The organism is Xanthomonas sp. NCPPB 2632 (assembly GCF_041228075.2).
Taxonomy (GTDB): domain Bacteria; phylum Pseudomonadota; class Gammaproteobacteria; order Xanthomonadales; family Rhodanobacteraceae; genus Luteibacter.
Window position 1 is genome coordinate 3,990,710 of record NZ_CM192979.1, and the last position, 17,651, is coordinate 4,008,360.

16 protein-coding genes are annotated in these 17,651 nt (G+C 66.4%); 10 read left to right on the top strand and 6 right to left on the bottom strand.

The window, feature by feature from the left end; all coding sequences use genetic code 11:
* Nucleotides 1-288: 288 nt before the first annotated feature.
* Nucleotides 289-684: a glycine cleavage system protein GcvH gene (gene gcvH, locus AB8808_RS17115; RefSeq protein ID WP_369930761.1), complete on the bottom strand. Its 396-nt coding sequence runs from the start codon at nt 682-684 to the stop codon at nt 289-291.
* Between the two features lie 91 nt (nt 685-775).
* Nucleotides 776-1,882 carry a glycine cleavage system aminomethyltransferase GcvT gene (gene gcvT, locus AB8808_RS17120; RefSeq protein WP_369930762.1) on the bottom strand — a complete coding sequence of 369 codons (1,107 nt, stop codon included), beginning with the start codon at nt 1,880-1,882 and terminating at the stop codon, nt 776-778.
* Between the two features lie 125 nt (nt 1,883-2,007).
* Between gcvT and AB8808_RS17125 the strand changes: the two genes are divergently transcribed.
* The 4 genes from AB8808_RS17125 to AB8808_RS17140 are packed head-to-tail and all read left to right on the top strand — an operon-like array spanning nt 2,008 to nt 5,491.
* A complete protein-coding gene (locus AB8808_RS17125) occupies nt 2,008-3,150 on the top strand; it encodes an MlaE family ABC transporter permease (protein WP_369930763.1) in 1,143 nt (380 codons plus the stop codon).
* Nucleotides 3,147-3,932: an ABC transporter ATP-binding protein gene (locus AB8808_RS17130; protein ID WP_369930764.1), complete on the top strand. Its 786-nt coding sequence runs from the start codon at nt 3,147-3,149 to the stop codon at nt 3,930-3,932. The genes AB8808_RS17125 and AB8808_RS17130 overlap by 4 nt, the downstream gene beginning before the upstream one ends.
* Before the next feature lie 3 nt (nt 3,933-3,935).
* On the top strand, nt 3,936-4,874 hold the full coding sequence (locus AB8808_RS17135; protein WP_285405825.1) for an MlaD family protein: 939 nt from the start codon (nt 3,936-3,938) through the stop codon (nt 4,872-4,874).
* The gene (locus tag AB8808_RS17140) at nt 4,871-5,491 is read left to right on the top strand and encodes an ABC-type transport auxiliary lipoprotein family protein (protein ID WP_369930765.1); all 621 of its coding nucleotides are present in this window, start codon (nt 4,871-4,873) and stop codon (nt 5,489-5,491) included. The genes AB8808_RS17135 and AB8808_RS17140 overlap by 4 nt, the downstream gene beginning before the upstream one ends.
* Here the strand turns inward: AB8808_RS17140 and AB8808_RS17145 are convergent.
* Together AB8808_RS17145 and AB8808_RS17150 are read right to left on the bottom strand one after the other, a co-directional pair.
* Complete coding sequence (locus tag AB8808_RS17145; protein WP_369930766.1) at nt 5,439-6,008, bottom strand: alpha-ketoglutarate-dependent dioxygenase AlkB family protein; 570 nt, start codon at nt 6,006-6,008, stop codon at nt 5,439-5,441. The two genes, AB8808_RS17140 and AB8808_RS17145, sit on opposite strands and share 53 nt — an antisense overlap.
* Nucleotides 6,009-6,046: 38 nt before the next feature.
* Nucleotides 6,047-7,447: an amidase gene (locus AB8808_RS17150; RefSeq protein WP_369930767.1), complete on the bottom strand. Its 1,401-nt coding sequence runs from the start codon at nt 7,445-7,447 to the stop codon at nt 6,047-6,049.
* A gap of 160 nt (nt 7,448-7,607) precedes the next feature.
* Between AB8808_RS17150 and AB8808_RS17155 the strand changes: the two genes are divergently transcribed.
* On the top strand, nt 7,608-9,215 hold the full coding sequence (locus AB8808_RS17155; protein WP_369930768.1) for an electron transfer flavoprotein-ubiquinone oxidoreductase: 1,608 nt from the start codon (nt 7,608-7,610) through the stop codon (nt 9,213-9,215).
* Nucleotides 9,216-9,234: 19 nt separating this feature from the next.
* On the opposite strand, the gene AB8808_RS17160 is transcribed toward AB8808_RS17155, so the two are convergent.
* Nucleotides 9,235-10,167, bottom strand: coding sequence for a glycosyltransferase family 2 protein (locus AB8808_RS17160; protein ID WP_369930769.1), 933 nt, complete (start codon nt 10,165-10,167; stop codon nt 9,235-9,237).
* Between the two features lie 8 nt (nt 10,168-10,175).
* Nucleotides 10,176-11,183, bottom strand: a complete 1,008-nt coding sequence (locus tag AB8808_RS17165; protein WP_369930770.1) for a glycosyltransferase family 2 protein — start codon at nt 11,181-11,183, stop codon at nt 10,176-10,178.
* 172 nt (nt 11,184-11,355) lie between these two features.
* Here AB8808_RS17165 and AB8808_RS17170 point away from each other — a divergent pair, with 172 nt between their 5' ends.
* The 5 genes from AB8808_RS17170 (at nt 11,356) to AB8808_RS17190 (ending at nt 17,650) form a co-directional block, all read left to right on the top strand.
* Complete coding sequence (locus tag AB8808_RS17170; RefSeq protein WP_369930771.1) at nt 11,356-12,102, top strand: electron transfer flavoprotein subunit beta/FixA family protein; 747 nt, start codon at nt 11,356-11,358, stop codon at nt 12,100-12,102.
* A 21-nt stretch (nt 12,103-12,123) separates the two neighbouring features.
* Nucleotides 12,124-13,065: an electron transfer flavoprotein subunit alpha/FixB family protein gene (locus AB8808_RS17175; RefSeq protein ID WP_369930772.1), complete on the top strand. Its 942-nt coding sequence runs from the start codon at nt 12,124-12,126 to the stop codon at nt 13,063-13,065.
* 93 nt (nt 13,066-13,158) lie between these two features.
* The gene (locus AB8808_RS17180) at nt 13,159-14,595 is read left to right on the top strand and encodes a UbiA family prenyltransferase (protein WP_369930773.1); all 1,437 of its coding nucleotides are present in this window, start codon (nt 13,159-13,161) and stop codon (nt 14,593-14,595) included.
* Nucleotides 14,595-15,899, top strand: a complete 1,305-nt coding sequence (locus tag AB8808_RS17185; protein WP_369930774.1) for an FAD-binding oxidoreductase — start codon at nt 14,595-14,597, stop codon at nt 15,897-15,899. Before AB8808_RS17180 ends, AB8808_RS17185 begins: the two co-directional genes overlap by 1 nt.
* Before the next feature lie 263 nt (nt 15,900-16,162).
* A complete protein-coding gene (locus tag AB8808_RS17190; RefSeq protein WP_369930775.1) occupies nt 16,163-17,650 on the top strand; it encodes a hypothetical protein in 1,488 nt (495 codons plus the stop codon).
* Nucleotide 17,651 lies beyond the last annotated feature (1 nt).

Consider the following 17,651-nt stretch of genomic DNA (forward strand, 5'->3'; position numbering starts at 1 on the left):
TGTCGGCGTACTAATGGACTTCCATAATGAAACACGCTGCAACGGACAAGCCGTTCAGCAAACACCGTAAATAAAGCGTTTTTTCTCGACTTGCCAATATAAAGAGCATGCGCGCGGCGAGGATCGTCGCGCGATAATTCCGCGCCGGCCGGCGGCTGCCGCAGGCCGAATTCCGGGGATGAACGGAAGACGACTGGGCCGAAAAAAAAATTTCGCCGAAGGCACCCAGCGGACAAAAAAATGCCGGTCGAGGACGACCGGCATCGGGTTGAAGCACAAGAGGGTCGATCAGTCGTCGCCGTTTTCGGCGAGCTCGGCATACTCGTCGGCCGTCATCAGGCTGTCGAGTTCGCTCTTGTCGTCGACCTTCAGCTTGAAGATCCAGCCAGCCTCGTAAGGGTCTTCGTTGATCGTTTCCGGCTTGTCGCTCAGCTTGGCGTTGACCTCGATGATCTCGCCCGACACCGGTGCGTAGATATCGGAGGCGGCCTTGACCGACTCGACCACGGCGGTACCGTTGCCGGCCTGCACGCTGCTGCCGACTTCCGGCAGTTCGACGTACACCAGATCGCCCAAGGCGCCTTGAGCATGGTCGGAGATGCCGACGGTGACCGTGCCGTCCTGCTCGACGCGCACCCACTCGTGGGACTTGGCAAACTTCAGATCGCCTGGGATTTCGCTCATGGGGGTATTCCTCGTTAGCTCGGGACGGGGGTGCGATAGCGGGTCGGACCATTGTCGCCGGTCCACGCGTTTCGCGAAAGCATGCTGTGGATCAGTCGACGATGCCCGGCATGGGCTGGCCGTCGCGGACGAACGGGAACTTGACCACGCGCACCGGAATCTCGCGGCCGCGGATGTCGACCCGAACCTCGCCGTGGTCACCCGCCGGAACCCTGGCGAAGGCCACCGACTTGCCGAGCGTGGGTGCGAAGCCGCCCGAGAGGATCTCGCCTTCGCCGCGGGCGGTGAGCACCTTCTGGCCGTGCCGCAGCACGCCTTTGTCGTCCATCACCAGGCCGATCATGACGCGAGGCACACCCTCGGCCTTCATCGCTTCCAGCGCGGCGCGACCGATGAAGTCACGCCCCTCGTCGAGCGAGATCGTCCAGGCGAGCGCGGCTTCCCAGGGGCTGACCGTCTCGTCCATGTCCTGGCCGTAGAGATTCATGCCGGCCTCCAGGCGAAGCGTGTCGCGCGCACCCAGGCCCGCCGGAGCGACGCCCGCCTCGCGCAGCAGGTTCCACAGCTCGACCACACGACTGTTGGGCACCACGACCTCGAAGCCGTCTTCACCGGTGTAGCCGGTGCGGGCGAGGAACAGCGGCATGCCATTCGGCCCTTCCACCTCGAGGGCGGCGAACTTGCCCAGCTTGCCTGCTTTCTCGCGCACCTCGTCCGGCAACAGGCCGAGGAATTTCTGGCGGGCGTTGGGACCCTGCACGGCGATCATCCCGAACTCGGGGCGCTCGCGCACGGTGACGCCGAACGCAGCGGCCTGCTTCTGAATCCAGGCCAGATCCTTGACGCGCGTCGCCGCGTTGACGACCAGGCGGAAGAAATCTTCGCGCAGGAAGTAGACGATGAGGTCGTCGATGACGCCGCCGTTCTCGGCGAGCATGCACGTGTAGAGGGCCTTGCCGGACTTGGTCAGCTTGTCGACGTTGTTGGCGAGCAGCTTGCGCAGGAATTCACGGGTGCGCTCGCCGGTGAGGTCGACCACGGTCATGTGTGAGACGTCGAACATGCCGGCATCCCTGCGGACGGCGTGGTGTTCCTCGATCTGCGAACCGTAGGCGATCGGCATGTCCCAACCGCCGAAGTCGACCATGCGGGCACCGAGTTCGCGGTGGGTGGCGTTGAGTTCGGTCTTGTCGGTCATCGTCTTACCTTGCAGGAGATGGCGGTAGGCAGTAGCCCGGCATTATCGGCCGCGGCGGTCCAGAAGGCCAATCGCGGCGCAGCATGATCGCCGCGAGGGCGCCGCCTCCTGCTAGTGTTCCGCCCATGGCATCGGCATCCCACCCCGGCTCGGCCACCCTTACCCGCGACGCCTCGGGCCAGCGGCTGATGCTCGCAGGCGACTGGACACTCGCCCACTACACGGACCTGCAGCATCGCGCCGGCCAACTGGCCGGTGCGATCGACGGCGACACCGTGGTCGATACCCACCGGCTCGGCGCGATGGATACATCGGGCGCCTTCGTCGTCGCCGAGTTGCTGGGCAGCGCACGCACGCGGCAACTCGCCCAGGACGATGCCCTGCCCGCCGCCCGCCGGGCCCTGCTGAAAACCGTCGGCGACGCCATGGACACCTACTGCACCGGCACGAAGCGAAAACGTGACGCCGGCTTCGTGGTCATGCTGGAGCGGATCGGCCGCGCGCTGGAAGGCATCTGGAAACAGACGGCGACCTTGCTGGCGTTCATCGGCATCACCCTGCAGGGCTTTCTCGCCACGGCATGGCGGCCCCGGCGCTGGCGCGTCACGTCCCTGGTGTCGCATATCGAACAGACCGGCCTGGATGCGGTACCCATCCTCGCCCTGCTCTCCTTCATGGTCGGTGCGGTGGTCGCCTTCCTCGGGTCCACGGCGCTGGCCAGTTACGGCGCCAGCGTCTTCACCGTCGACCTGATCGGTTTCGCCTTCCTGCGGGAATTCGGCGTGTTGCTTACCGCCATCCTGCTCGCAGGTCGCACCGCCAGTGCCTTCACCGCGCAGATCGGCTCGATGAAGGCTCGCGAGGAGATCGACGCCATCCGCACGTTGGGCCTCGATCCGATGGAACTGCTGGTGCTGCCGCGGGTGCTGGCGCTACTGGTCGCCCTGCCCCTGCTTACCTTCATCGCGATGATCGCGGGCATCGCCGGTGGCGGCGTGGTCTGCATGGCGGTGCTGAAGATGTCGCCCTCGATGTTCCTGTCGATGTTCCAGTCGGATATCTCGCTCGGCCAGTTCCTGGTGGGCATCGTCAAGGCGCCCCTGTTCGCTTTCATGATCGGCGTCATCGGATGCATGGAAGGTTTCAAGGTGAGCGGCAGCGCGCAGTCGGTGGGCGAGCACACCACCTCGGCGGTGGTGCAGTCCATCTTCGTGGTGATCCTGCTGGATGCGCTGGCCGCCCTCTTCTATATGGAGATGGGCTGGTGAGCGCCAAGGAGACCGTGATCGCCGTGCGCGGGCTGGTCAACCGCTTCGGCGCGCAGACCGTCCACGAGGACCTGGACCTCGACGTCTACCGCGGTGAAATCATCGGCATCGTCGGCGGCTCGGGGACCGGCAAGTCGGTACTGCTGCGCACCATCGTCGGACTAGTGCGACCGGTGGCCGGCGAGGTACGCGTCTTCGGCGAAAACCTGCTGGCGTTGTCCGACGAACTACGCTCGCGCGTGGAGCGCCGCTTCGGCGTGCTGTTCCAGAGCGGCGCCCTGTTCTCGTCGCTGACCGTGGCCGAGAACATCGCGCTGCCCCTGATCGAACATGCCGGCCTGGCTCGCGGCGACGCGCAACGGCTTGCCGGCGTGAAGCTGGCGCTGTCCGGCCTGCCCGCGGACGCGGGGCGCAAGTACCCCTCGCAGCTGTCCGGCGGCATGGTCAAGCGCGCGGCCCTGGCACGTGCGCTGGCGCTCGACCCGGAGATCCTCTTCCTCGACGAACCCACCGCCGGGCTGGACCCGATCAGCGCGGCCGCGTTCGACAGCCTGATCGTCACCCTGCGGGATGCGCTGGGGTTGACGGTGTTCCTCGTGACCCACGATCTGGATACGTTGTATTCCACATGCGACCGCGTTGCCGTGCTGTCGCAACGGCGCGTGCTGGCCGCCGCGCCCATCGACGAGGTCGCGCGTACCGACGATGCCTGGGTGCAGGCGTACTTCAACGGACCGCGCGGCCGTGCCGCCACGCTCGCCGCCCACCGCGGCAAGGAATGAACCATGGAAACCCGTGCCCACCACGTACTGATCGGACTGTTCGCGGTCCTGGTCGTCCTCTTCGGCCTGGCCTTCGGCGTGTGGCTGGCCAGGGCGCATTCCGACCAGGAATGGAACTACTACGACATCGTTTTCAACGAAGCCGTGACCGGCCTGTCGAAGGGCGGCACCGTGCAGTACAACGGCATCCGGCTGGGCGACGTCACCCAGCTGCGGCTGGACCCCGAAGACCCGCGTCGTGTGCTGGCCCGTGTGCGCCTTTCCGGCGACACGCCGCTGCGCAAGGATACCCACGCCAAGCTTGCCCTCACCGGTGTCACCGGCGTCGCCATCATCCAGTTGTCCGGCGGCTCGCCGGGTAGCCCGCTGATGGTGGGGCACGACGGCCAGGTGCCGGTGATCGTCGCCGACCCGTCGCCGTTCGCACGCTTGCTGGCCAATGGCGAAGACCTGATGACCAATATCAGCCAGGCCGCCGCGAAGGCCAACGAACTGCTGTCGAAAGATAACGTGCAGCGGGTGCAGAACACGCTCGACCATCTCGACAAGACCACGGCCGTGATCGCCGACGAGCGGGAGGACATCCGCGTGCTGATAAGGCAACTGGTGAGCGTGACCCGACAGGCCGACGACACGCTGGCGGAAAGCCGCGCCCTGGTACACAACGCCAACGGCCTGATCGACACGCAGGGCAAGGCCACGCTGGAAAGCGCGCAGCGGGCGATGGCGTCGCTGGAACGCGCCACGGCATCGGTCGATCGCCTGCTCAACGACAATGCCGACGCGATCAACGGCGGTGCCGCCAGCCTGGGCGATCTGGCACCCGCACTTCACGAGCTGCGCGACACCCTGGGCTCGCTGCGGTCGATCACCCGGCGCCTCGACGAAAACCCCAGCGGCTACCTGCTCGGCCGCGAGAAGACCAGGGAGTTCACGCCATGAGACTGGCCCGCTTCGCCGTTCCGCTATGCCTTGCCTTGCTGGCCGGCTGCTCGATCCTGCCCAAGGCCGAATCACCCCGTATCTACCTGCTGCCCGCGGCACCGGCGGCGCGTCCGGCCACCACGACGAGCGTGGCCTGGACGTTACGCATCGCCACTCCCACCGCACCGCGCGCGCTCGACAGCGCACGCATCGCCGTAGTGCCCGAAGCCAATACCATCAGTGTCTACGCCGGCGCGCGCTGGGCCGACAGCGTGCCGCACCTCGTGCGCGACCGGCTTGCCGATGCCTTCCGCGATACCGGCCGCGTGCGCGCCATCGGCACCGACGACGGCAATCTCGGCGCCGACTACGAGCTGGATGGCAGCCTGGCCGCGTTCCAGACCGAGTACATCGACGGCAAGCCGACCGTGGTGATCCGTTTCGATGCCATCCTCGCTGGCACGCGCAAGCACCAGATGGTCGGCGCGCGCCGCTTCGAGGTGCGCGAGCCGGTCGACGGCAAGGCCGTACCGCAGGTGGTCGAGGCGTTCGGCCGGGCGATGGACACCCTGGCCCGCCAGGTCACCGCCTGGACCCTGGAGCACGCGGTGCCACATGGCGAAACGTCAGGTTGATCCGTGGCGCATCCACGCGTTTCCGGGGCGGCAACTCATGCTTGTACAAGCGCTGCGTCGCACCGGCCATGCGCAACAGGCTGCCGTGCGGCAGGTCCACCGCCACGGCCGGGCCACCTGCCCTGGGGCGAAAACGAAACGTCCGTGGCGCGCCCAGGCTCACCGACGCGATGATCGGCTCGGGGCCGAGCTCCGGTTCGTCATCGCTGTGCCAGCCCATCCGGTCGGCACCGTTACGGTAGAGGTTGGCCAGCACACTGTTGAAGGAAGTACCGCATGCGGCCGCCACGCGGTCCCGCAGCGCGTGCAGTGACTCCGGCCACGGATGCGGAACGAAGCGGGTGCCCGAATAACGATAGGCGGCGTCGGTGTCACCGATCCACGCACTCAGGCGAGGCGAGTCCACCTGACGCCCGAACATGCGGATGCGATGGACTTCCCACGGCAAGGTGGCGAGCAGCGACGCCAGCAGCGCATCCGCTTCATCGCGCGGCAGCCATGCCGGCGCGAGATCCACCTCGGCACCCGGCAGATCGACCGGCTGCCAGGCGGAAGTCAGGCGGGCTCCACCGGATAGGCGGGCTCCGCATCGAGCGACGAAGCACACACCGCCGCCAGTTCCAGCAGGCGCAGGTCCGAGCCACGCGCGCCCACCAGCTGCATGCCGATCGGCATGCCGTTGGCCAGGGTGCCCATGGGAATACTGACCGCCGGACAGCCCGCCAGGCTGGCAAAGCCACACAGGTCGGCCTGTGAAGCAGGTACCGGGCCATCGAGCGGGAAGGCACCCTGCGGCGTGGTCGGCAACACCAGTACATCCACTTGCGCGAACAGGCGGCGCATCTTCAGCGTGGCCGCATCCAGCACGCCATCGGCGGCGGCATAGTCGGCGGCCGACTTGCGGGTGGCGAAGCCGACCATGTCACGGAAGCCCGCCGATACCGGATAGGCCTCGTCGGCCAGTTCCGCGGCGAAGGTATGGATCATCTCCGCTTCCATCAGCAGCAGGCCCGCCCGCCGCGTCCGGGCAAAATCCCAGTCCGAGAAATCGACCTGGCGGCGCTCGCCCAGTTCGCCCTGCAGGCGCGCCAGGGCCGCTTCGAACACGTCGATCACGTCCCGCCCGACGCCGATGGCGGCCAGGTCGGGCAGGAAACCCGCGCGCAGGTTGCCCGGCTCCCAATCCGGTGGCGAGAACGCCACGCGACGGCGGCGCGAGCGCGGATCGTCCGCGTCGTAGCCGGCCAACGTCTGCAGTAGCACGGTAAGGTCGTCTACCCCGCGCGCCAGCAGGCCCACCGCGTCGAGGCGACGCGCCGCCGGTACCAGGCCCCGCGCCGAGATCTCGCCGTGGGTCGGCTTCAGCGCATAGATGCCGCAATAGCTGGCCGGCACGCGGATGGAACCGAGGCTGTCCGAACCGATGGCGGCCACCGCCATGCCCGAGGCCACGGCCGCCGCCGCACCGCCGGACGAACCGCCCGCGGTGTAACCGAGCCGGTGCGGGTTGTGCGTCGCGCCATGCACGGGATTGTTGGTCGTCAGGCCCAGCGCGCCCTCGTCCATGTTGGTCTTGCCCAGCAGCACGGCGCCCGACGCGCGCAGGCGCGCCACCACGTGCGCATCTTCGTCGGGCACGACGCTGCGCCGCCGCATGCCGGCACGCGTAGGCACGCCGGCCACGTCGAAGTTGTCCTTGATCGCGATCGGGATGCCGTCCAGGCGACCGATGACGCCGTCGCGGCGGCGGCGATCCGCAGCCAGGGCCTGTTCCTGGATCAGCGAGACGCTGTAATCGACGAACGCATTCAGGCGCGGATTGAGGCGCTCGATGGCGTTCTGGTAGACATCGGACAGGGCTTGCGGTTGCACCCTGCCGATAGCCAGCCAATGCAGTATCTGCAAGAGCGTGGCGCGGCGCATGTCGGTGTCGGCCACCGGCGGCATCGTATTCATGAAATCTCCTGGCGCTTGGCACGATTATGAACGCGATATGTGAACGTCATGCAAGGCCCTGTCGCGTGAGGACGTTTGAAACGGCGATTTGCCCCCCTTGCGACGAAGCCTGACAATGATGGGTCAGCCACCCCGCCAGCCGAGTTCGAGTGAGCCAGCCATGAGCGACCGCGAGACCATGGAATACGACATCGTCGTCGTCGGGGCCGGCCCCGCCGGCCTGGCGTTCGCGATGCGTGCGAAACAACTCAACCCCGACACGTCGGTCTGCGTCATCGAAAAAGCCTCGACGATCGGTGCCCAGATCCTGTCCGGCGCCGTGATCGAAACCGGGCCGCTGGATCGGTTGCTGCCGGATTGGCGCACGGCGCCGCCGCCCATCTGCGTGCCGGTGACCACCGACGAATTCTGGCTGTTGCGCGATCACGCCTCCGGCACGAAACTCCCGGTCACGCCGCCGCAGATGAACAACCACGGCAACGTGATCGTCAGCCTGGGCGCGCTCTGCGCGTGGCTGGCCCCGCAGGCCGAAGCGCTGGGCGTCGACGTGTTCCCCGGTTACGCGGCGGCGGAGGCCCTGTTCGACGACGCTGGCGCGGTGGCCGGTGTGCGCATCGGCGACATGGGCGTGGCGCGCGACGGCAAGCACAAGCCCGGCTACACCGAGGGCATCGACATCCGCGCGAAGGTCACCGTGCTGGCCGAAGGCTGCCGCGGACACATCACCAAATCGTTGGTCCGGCAGTTCGCCCTGGACAAGGACAGCGACCCGCAGACCTACGGCATCGGCATCAAGGAGCTGTGGCAGCTGCCACCCGGTCGCGGCCAACCCGGCAAGGTGGTGCATACCGCCGGCTGGCCGCTGGCCAACGACACCTACGGCGGCAGCTTCCTCTACCACATGGAAAACGACCGGGTGGCGATCGGCTTCGTCGCCGGCCTGGACTATCCGGACCCCATGTTCTCGCCGTTCGAGGCATTCCAGCAGTTCAAGCACCACACGAACGTCAAGGGCCTGCTCGACGGCGGCACCATCGTCTCCGCCGGCGCGCGCGCCATCGTCGAGGGCGGCTTCCAGTCGCTGCCGAAGGTGGAGATGCCGGGCGCCGTGCTCATCGGCGACTCTGCCGGACTGGTCAACGTCCCGAAGATCAAGGGCACGCACCAGGCAATCGCCTCCGGCATGCTCGCGGCCGAACATCTCCTGGGCAATGCGCTCAGCCCGGCCGGCTGGGACGCGAAGCTGCGCGATTCCGCCGTCATGAGCGAGTTGAAGAAGGTCCGCAATATCCGACCCGGTTTCAACAAGGGGCTGTGGTGGGGATTGATCAATGCCGCGTGGGAAACCGTGACCGGCGGCCGCTCGCCCTGGACACTGAAGAACCACGCCGACTGGTCGGCGCTGCAGAAGCTGGGCGAGTACGAGGCACCGAAGAAGGATTATGTCGACCGCACCTTGCCCCCGCGCGATCGCCTGGCCAGCGTGTATTTCGCGGCCACCGAGCACGACGAGGACCAGCCGGTGCACCTGAAGGTGCTGGATACGTCCATCTGCGTGGATCGCTGCACGACGGAATACGGCAACCCGTGCGAACGGTTCTGCCCGGCCGGCGTCTACGAGATGGTGCAGGACGAAGGCGGGCGCCGCCTGCAGATCAACTCGGCCAACTGCGTGCACTGCAAGACGTGCGACATCAAGGACCCGTACGAGATCATCACGTGGGTCACGCCGGAAGGCGGCTCGGGCCCGAACTACCAGAACCTGTAGCGCTCACGCGGGGGCCGGCTCACAGCCGGCCCAGCACCGCGGCCAGCAGCAGCCCCGCATTGCCGATGGCGGTCTGCCGATAAAGGCCGGCGCACGCGAAGTGCCACAGGCGCGGCAGCAACCAGGTGGCGCGGCCCCGCGTGAAATGGTCGAAGCGCGCGCGTTCGTCATCGCCCAGCGCATCGCGCATGTTCGACAGCAGGGCCACGTTGGCTTCGTTCCACTCGCGATGACGGCCACCCACCATGTCGGCCATGCGGCGCAGGCGAGCGCCCAGTCCGGCATTCGAACCGATGATGTTCTCGGCATGCTGGCGATAACCCAGCGTCGGCTCTCGGTCGTAGACCACCCTGCCTCCGGCACCCGAGACCACCAGGTACGCCCACCAGTCGTGCGAGACCACGCGGGCGGACGCCGGTGCGCGACACGTCAGGTCACGCGCGCGACGGTTGAGCAGCATGGTGTTGCCGCCAGCAAGGCTTTGCACCAGGGCATTGGCGAACGAGGGGCGGCGTGCGAACAAGGGCGAGAGGCCAAACGGCCGGCCCGCCTCGTCGATCAGCCGCGAACGGCCGCCGTACAGGGCCGGTTTGTCCGGCGGCACCGCGGCGAGCGCGCGAAGCGCGGTCTCCAGCTTGTGCGCATCCCATATGTCGTCCTGGTCGCTGAACGCCACGTAGTCGCCCTCGATGCCATCGCGATGCAGCATCGACATGAAATTGCGCGAGTATCCGGCGCAGGGGCCCTGCCAGAGCACCATGCGCTCCGCGCCGAGCCGCTCGCGATAGGTCAGCAGGAGGGCGAGGGTCGCGTCGGTGGAGCCGTCGTCGGAGGCGTGGATCGTCCAGTCCGTATGGGTCTGGGCAACGATGGAGTCGAGTTGCTCGGCGAGGTGGCGGGTGCCGTTGTAAGTGGCCAGGAGGATGGCGACATGCCGGGAGTCTCTAGTCATGTCCGACTTCATCCTCCGACCCTTAGGAGATCACGTATGGCAGACCTCGCACCGGTACCGAAGCGCGCGTATCGTCCCGAAACCCACTCACGGGCCACGCTGGGCAATCTCGAAACCAGCGGCCTTGCGGACAACACAAGCCGTACCCGCAAATGCGCACGCATGGCCTCTGCAAGAGCAATACGGGCAACCGGAACGTTACCGGCTCGCAAGCGATTAATAAGTACGTCCATTCGTTCTGCATCCTTGCGAATCGCTTCGCTGCGCGAACGAAACATATCCGAAAGCCTCCGCTTTGCTGTTCTCCTGGCGATACCAATCTGGTTTGCACCGTGTTGGCGGTAGTCGACCAGGGCATCGTCGATTACCGCCAAGCGGCCCGAAGCGGCGGCGAGCGTAGCCAGCCACGCGTCATGTACCCAGTCGGGAGGAAGTGGCAATGCCAGTTCAAGCAGCGAGCTACGAAACGCCGACGCTGCGCCCGTCGCGAGGTTGCGGCGGAGATATACCGCGAAAGCATTACCCTGCCGGATACCAGTTCGCTCCCGCCGAGTTACCTCCAAAGCGTCGAACAATCCGTATCCCAGATCATTACCTTCCCGGTCGACAAGTCGCGCGTCTGAATGCAGAAACGTAAGCCCATCGTCCCGCTCGAAGTCTCCAAGCATGGTAGCGATCTTGTCGGGATGCCATGCGTCGTCCTGGTCACATAGGAAAACCACCTGCCCTGACACACGAGACAGCGCACGGGAAAAATTGCCCACGTAGCCGAGACGTTCCGCGTTCCGCGTAGCGCTTATGGCAATGCCCCGACTACGTGCCTGAGCGACGAACGCTTGGACCAGGCTCCATGTCTCGTCGGTAGAAGCGTCATCCCCCAGGATGATCTCGTCGGGGATGCGACTCTGGCCCAGGATGCTCTGGAACTGCTCGACGACGTAGGAAGCACCGTTGCAGGTGCAGATGACCACGCTTGTCTTCAAATTGCGTAGCGCGATGGGTGGAACATCAGTCATCGAATAGGTCAATCCGTCGGATAGCTTTGAATTATCACAGATTTCGTTCCGAGGCCGAAATGGGCCAGTGCTCATCCAACCCATCCCAAACGCCAGTTTGAAGTTTGGATAGAATACGGAGTCAACCCGAGGCGACCGCAACGACGGCCGCCCCTACGCACAGGAACCCCGAATGAAGATTCTGGTCGGCTACAAGCGCGTCGTGGACTACAACGTCCGCATTCAGGTCAAGCCGGACGGCACGGGCGTCGTGACCGACGGCGTGAAGCTCTCCGCCAACCCGTTCGACGACATCGCCCTGGAAGAGGCCCTGCGCCTGCGCGAGAAGGGCGTCGCCGATGAAGTGATCGTGGTGGGCATCGGCCCGGCCGACCTGACCGCTCACCTGCGCAACGGCCTGGCCATGGGCGCCAACCGCGCCATCCACGTCCAGACCGCGGAGGCCATCGCGCCGCTGACCGCCGCCCGCACCTTCCTCAAGCTGATCGAGAAGGAGCAGCCGGGGCTGGTCATCTTGGGCAAGCAGGCTATCGACGACGACGCCAACCAGACCGGCCAGATGCTGGCGGCCCTGTGGGACCGTCCGCAGGCCACCTTCGCCGGCAAGGTCGAGATCGCCGACGGCAAGGCCACGGTCACGCGTGAGGTCGACGCCGGCCTGGAGACCATCGAGGCCGACCTGCCCGCGGTGATCACCACGGACCTGCGCCTCAACGAACCGCGCTTCATCAAGCTGCCCGACATCATGAAAGCCAAGTCCAAGCCCATCGACGTGATCGAGCTGGGCTCGCTGGGCGTTGATACGGCAGACCACATCAAGACCACGCACTACGCCGCCCCGGCCAAGCGCAGCAAGGGTGTCATGGTGAAGGACGCCGCCGAACTCGTCGCGGCCCTCAAACAGAAGGGCCTGCTGTAAGGCAGCCGACCGGAGAACCCCATGTCCAAGATCCTCGTTATCGCCGAACATCTCGACGGCAAGCTGAACGGTGCTACCGCCCGCGCCGTCAGTGCCGCCTCGGCCGTGAAGCCCGACACCATCGACGTCATCGTGCTGTCCGACGCCCCCGACGCGGTTGCCGCCGAGGCGGCGAAGATCGACGGCGTCAGCAAGGTGCTGACCGTGGCCCGCGCCGAGAACACCCACGCGCTGGCCGCCGTGCTCGCACCGCAGATCGCCAAGGCCGCCGCGGGCTACAGCCACGTGTTCCTGCCCTCGACCACCTTCGGCAAGGATCTGGCGCCGCGCGTGGCCGCCCTGCTGGGCGTGTCCCAGGTCAGCGACGTGATGACCGTGGAGGGGCCGCACAGCTTCAAGCGCCCCATCTACGCCGGCAACGCCATCGTTACCGTGGAAGTGGATGCCGCCTCTACGGTGGTCGCCACCATCCGCACCGCGTCGTGGCCCGCCGCCGCCGCCAACGGGTCGGCCCCGGTCGAGGCGCTGACCGTCGAGGCCACACTGCCCTCGCACACCCGCTTTGTCGGGCTGCAGCAAGGCAAAAGCGACCGTCCGGACCTGCAGGGTGCCGCCAAGGTGGTTTCCGGGGGCCGTGGCGTGGGCTCGAAGGAAAACTTCGAGATCGTCTACGCCTTCGCCGACAAGATCGGCGCGGCCGTGGGCGCTTCGCGCGCGGCGGTCGATGCAGGCTACGTGCCCAACGAGATGCAGGTCGGCCAGACCGGCAAGATCATCGCGCCGGAGCTGTACATCGCCATCGGCATCTCCGGCGCCATCCAGCACCTGACGGGCATCAAGGACGCGGGTACCATCGTCGCCATCAACAAGGACGGCGAGGCGCCGATCTTCGAGATTGCAGACATCGGCTTGGTCGGCGATCTGTTCAAGATCCTGCCCGAGCTGGAAGCCGCCCTCGGCTGACCCATGGCCCGGGCAGGCGCCCGGGCCGTCACGTTCAAGGCCGCGGCGTCCGCCGCGGCCATTTTTCTGATTCAGGGACTAGCAATGCCGGACATGGCGGTGGAAAACGCTGCAAAGACGGGCATCCCGCTTTGCGTCGACCTGGACGGCACGCTGATCCGCTCCGATTTGCTGATCGAGTCGGCGCTGGCGCTACTCGCGCAGCATCCGCTGACCCTTTTCTTCATGCTGGGATGGCTGCTTCGCGGCAAGGCACATCTGAAGCGAAAAATCGCGCAGCGCGTGCAGTTGAACCCGGTCGTTCTGCCCTACAACCACGAGTTGCTCGACTGGCTGCATGGGCAACGCGCCCATCGTCACGTGGTGCTGTGTACGGCGTCGGACGTAACGCTCGCTAGGGCCGTTGCGTCCCACGCCGCCGTGTTCGACGAAGTCATCGCTAGCGATGGCCAGATCAACCTGTCGGGGGTCAACAAGGCGAAGGCGCTGGTGGAGCGCTTCGGCGAGAAAGCCTTCGATTACATCGGTAACGCACCCGTAGATCTCGCCGTGTGGAAGCACGCCCATGCTGCGCTCGTCGTGGAACGGGGCGAGACCCTATCGAAGGCCGCGGCACGCGTCGCCCCGGTGGAAAAACGCTTCACGGTGCGCAGTGGGGGCATCAAGGCTTGGGCGAAAGCCCTGCGCGTGCACCAGTGGATCAAGAACGTGCTGGTCTTCCTGCCGTTGCTGGCCTCGCATCGCGTGCTGGAACTCGATCGCGTCGCCGCGTCCTTGCTGGCCTTCGTCTGCTTCGGCCTGTGCGCCTCCAGCGTCTACCTGACCAACGACCTGCTCGACCTGCCGTCGGACCGCCAGCACCACCGCAAGCGCAACCGCCCGTTCGCGGCAGGCACGCTGCCGCTGATCGCCGGCCCCATCGCCGCGGTGCTGCTGCTGATCGCCGGTTTCGGCCTGGCCTTCTTCGTCTCGCACCAGTTCGTCGGTGTGCTGCTGGGTTACTACATCCTCACCACCGCCTACTCGATCCGGTTGAAGCGGATCATGATGCTCGACGTGGTGGTACTGGCCACGCTTTATACGACACGCATCCTCGCCGGCACGGCCGCGATCCACACCAAGCCGTCGTTCTGGCTGCTGGCCTTCTCGATGTTCATCTTCCTCAGCCTGGCGATGGTCAAGCGCTACACCGAGCTGCTGGCGTTGCAGAAGAAGGGCCAGGTGAAGGCCAGCGGGCGTGGCTACGATGTCGAGGACATTCCGCTGATCCAGTCCCTGGGCGGCTCCAGCGGCTACCTTGCCGTGCTGGTGCTGGCACTCTACGTGGACAGCACGGCCAGCATGTCGCTGTACGACCACCCGCATTATTTGTGGATGCTGTGCCCGCTGCTGCTTTACTGGATCAGCCGCACCTGGGCGATTGCGCACCGCGGCATCATGCATGACGACCCGGTGGTCTTCGCCGTGATGGACCGCACCAGCCAGATCCTCGGCGTGATCGCGGCGGTGATCGTCGCAGCGGCCGTCTGATGGCCCGCGACGGACGCTCCTGGGGCCGTTACCCCGTTACCACGGAAAAAGTGATCGCCCTGAGCGATCGGCATGCTCCCCTGCCGCCCAGTGCCCTACCCGTGCTGGCCCTGGGCAACGCACGCAGCTACGGCGACAGCTGCCTCAACGACGGCGGCGTGCTGCTGGCGGCGCGAGGCCTGGACCACTTCATCGCGTTCGATCCGGCCACCGGCGTGCTGACCTGCGAGGCCGGCGTGCTGTTTGCCGACATCCTCGACCTGGTGGTGCCCCAGGGCTGGTTCCTGCCGGTCACCCCGGGCACCCGCTTCGTGACCGTCGGCGGCGCCATCGCCAACGACGTGCATGGGAAGAACCACCATCGCGCAGGCACGTTCGGCCACCATGTGCTGGCCTTCGAGCTACTGCGTACGGACGGCTCACGGCGGGTCTGCTCGCCCACCGAAAACGCGGACTGGTTCGCGGCCACCGTGGGTGGTCTGGGCCTGACCGGCGTCATCATCCGTGCCACGATCCAGTTGCGCCGCATCGCCGGGCCGTGGATGTCGACGGAGAGCCACCGCTTCGAAAGCCTGGCCGGCTTCTTCGAACTGTCGCAGGCCTCCGACCGGGACTACGAATACACCGTGTCGTGGATCGACTGCGCGGCGAAGGGCAAGGCGCTTGGCCGCGGCCTGTTCAGCCGGGCCAACCATGCGCCGTCGCGGCCGGACCAGCGCCCGGCGCCGTCGTCGCGACGCCTCGCCATGCCGCTGACGCCGCCGGTCAGCTTGGTCAATTCGCTCAGCCTGCGGGCGTTCAACCAGTTGTATTACCACCGCCAGCGGCAACGCGTGGCGCACGCGACCACGCACTACCAGCCGTTCTTCTACCCGCTGGACAGCATTGCCCACTGGAACCGCATGTACGGCCCGCGTGGCTTCCTGCAGTACCAGTGCGTGGTGCCGCCCGCCGCCGCGGAAGCGACCATGTTCGAACTGGTGAAGACGATCGCCGATGCCGGTGGCGGTTCGTTCCTGGCCGTGCTCAAGCAGTTCGGCGACCGGCCTTCGCCCGGTATGTTGTCGTTCTCGCGGCAAGGCACGACGCTGGCCCTGGATTTTCCGAACGACGGCGCGGGCGTGTTCTCGCTGCTCGACCGCCTGGACGCGATCGTCGCGGACAAGGGCGGCGCGGTGTATCCGGCCAAGGACGCGCGGATGTCGGCCACCCATTTCCGGGCGTACTTTCCGGCGCACGAGGCGTTCTCGGCGTTCGTCGATCCCGGTGTGTCGTCCAGCTTCTGGCGGCGTGTTTCGGCATGAGGGGGGATGCGTGGCACGGAGTGAACGCTTCGTTCGCCTCCCCGCCTGATCCGCCCCACCGCCGTCGCCTCACGAGCCCGCATTGGGCGACGGCGGCCACTGTCCTGGCCCTGGTGATGGTGCTGTATACCCTGATCGGCGTCATTCGGGCCTATTCGCCCGTACCGTGGTGGGACATGTGGGACGGGTACATCGGATTCTTCCTGCAAGCCAGGGAAGGCGGCTGGTTGCCATGGCTGGATGGGCATGCCGAGCACCGGATCGTGCTGTCGCGACCCTTCTTCTACGCCGATATTGCCTGGTTCGGGGCGCGGGGCATCCTGCCGATCGCCGCAGGCCTGGCCATCACGGCCGGTATCGCGACGATCTTCATCCAGGCTGCCAGGCGCTCATCGGACGCACTGACACCCGCGGCATGCAAAGCCCTTTGCGCCCTTCTTCTTGGCGGCACGTTTTTTTGGTCACAACGCGAGAACTTCACCTGGGCTTTCCAGGTGCAGTTCTTCCTCGTCGCCTGGCTGCCCCTGTCCGCGTTCTACCTCTCGGCGCGCGCTGCGTCGGAACCGACACGCGGTTATCTTGCACCGGCAGCAACGGCATGTGCTGCGCTGGCACTGGGTGCGATGGCAAACGGCATTTTTGCCCTGCCGATCCTGCTCGTCCTCGGTGCCTGCGTGGGTCTGGGCCCCCGCTGGCTGGCGGGCACAGCGTTGACGACCGTACTTGCCGTGCTGCTGTTCCGGCAGGGGTTCAGCGGCGGACAGACGCATGTGCCGATGCTGGCGGTCCTGATGGATCGGCCGATGGACGTCGTCCACTTCGTGCTGCGCTATGTCGGCGGTCCGCTCTGGTTTGCATTCGGCAGGACAAACTGGGCCATTGGAATCACGGAAATCGCCGCAGCGCTGCTGCTGCTGGGCACCTTGGCGTTCGTGCCCACGGCATGGCGCACGCGCCGCACCCACCCGATGTCGTTGGCCATGGTGGCCGTGGTGGCCTATGTGGCCGTCAGCGCCTTCGGAACGTCGTTGGGCCGTCTCCCCCTGCCTTACGGGCTTGCCGGCGCGTTCGTCAGCCGATACACCACGATGGGTGGACTGGCCTGGCTGGCGAGCCTGGTCATGGTGGCGCCTGCCCTAGGCGATCGCATCGTGCGTGCTCTTCCCCTGGCGGCCACCCTGGTGCTCCTCGGTCTCATGTCCTGGCAACTCAGGGCCATCCGCAATCAGGCGTCCACCCTCTATTCGCGTGATCTGGGCGCCCTGGCCCTCGCCACGCAGATGAACGATCCGTCTGCCATCGCGCCGTTGTATCCGCCCGAACAGACGGCGCATGTGCTCGACGTCGCCAAGAGGGCAGGTAAGGCCCGTCTCCCCGCCTTCGGGAGGAACCATCTGCTGGCGGCGATAGGGTGGCTGGGCAGACGCGCGCCCACTGACGGGTGCCAGGCCGGTATCGAAACGTCACAGGTCCTCGCCTCGGGCCGTCCGCAGCGCCGTATCGATGGGCATCTGAAGACCGCGTTCAGCCAATCGTCCGACGGAGCGGCCCTGGTCGTGGACGAGCACGATATAATCGTCGGTTGGGCGCTGGTCCGGCCAAAGGCGGCCCGGGAGCGTGGCGATGGCGTCGACGGGCCCGCTTTCAGCGGCTTCGTAGACGACCCGCGGGTGGATCATGCCGGCTGGACAACCACCTCCCTGCGCATCTGCGCCATGCCCACGGGCGCCTCTTTCGCGTATTCGGAGTAAC

What these genes read in the sequence shown, in the direction of transcription:
- gcvH (WP_369930761.1), bottom strand. Translation starts at nt 684, where the DNA reads ATGAGCGAAATCCCAGGCGATCTGAAGTTTGCCAAGTCCCACGAGTGG.
- gcvT (WP_369930762.1), bottom strand. Translation starts at nt 1,882, where the DNA reads ATGACCGACAAGACCGAACTCAACGCCACCCACCGCGAACTCGGTGCC.
- AB8808_RS17125 (WP_369930763.1), top strand. Translation starts at nt 2,008, where the DNA reads ATGGCATCGGCATCCCACCCCGGCTCGGCCACCCTTACCCGCGACGCC.
- AB8808_RS17135 (WP_285405825.1), top strand. Translation starts at nt 3,936, where the DNA reads ATGGAAACCCGTGCCCACCACGTACTGATCGGACTGTTCGCGGTCCTG.
- AB8808_RS17140 (WP_369930765.1), top strand. Translation starts at nt 4,871, where the DNA reads ATGAGACTGGCCCGCTTCGCCGTTCCGCTATGCCTTGCCTTGCTGGCC.
- AB8808_RS17150 (WP_369930767.1), bottom strand. Translation starts at nt 7,447, where the DNA reads ATGAATACGATGCCGCCGGTGGCCGACACCGACATGCGCCGCGCCACG.
- AB8808_RS17155 (WP_369930768.1), top strand. Translation starts at nt 7,608, where the DNA reads ATGAGCGACCGCGAGACCATGGAATACGACATCGTCGTCGTCGGGGCC.
- AB8808_RS17160 (WP_369930769.1), bottom strand. Translation starts at nt 10,167, where the DNA reads ATGACTAGAGACTCCCGGCATGTCGCCATCCTCCTGGCCACTTACAAC.
- AB8808_RS17165 (WP_369930770.1), bottom strand. Translation starts at nt 11,183, where the DNA reads ATGACTGATGTTCCACCCATCGCGCTACGCAATTTGAAGACAAGCGTG.
- AB8808_RS17170 (WP_369930771.1), top strand. Translation starts at nt 11,356, where the DNA reads ATGAAGATTCTGGTCGGCTACAAGCGCGTCGTGGACTACAACGTCCGC.
- AB8808_RS17175 (WP_369930772.1), top strand. Translation starts at nt 12,124, where the DNA reads ATGTCCAAGATCCTCGTTATCGCCGAACATCTCGACGGCAAGCTGAAC.
- AB8808_RS17180 (WP_369930773.1), top strand. Translation starts at nt 13,159, where the DNA reads ATGGCGGTGGAAAACGCTGCAAAGACGGGCATCCCGCTTTGCGTCGAC.
- AB8808_RS17185 (WP_369930774.1), top strand. Translation starts at nt 14,595, where the DNA reads ATGGCCCGCGACGGACGCTCCTGGGGCCGTTACCCCGTTACCACGGAA.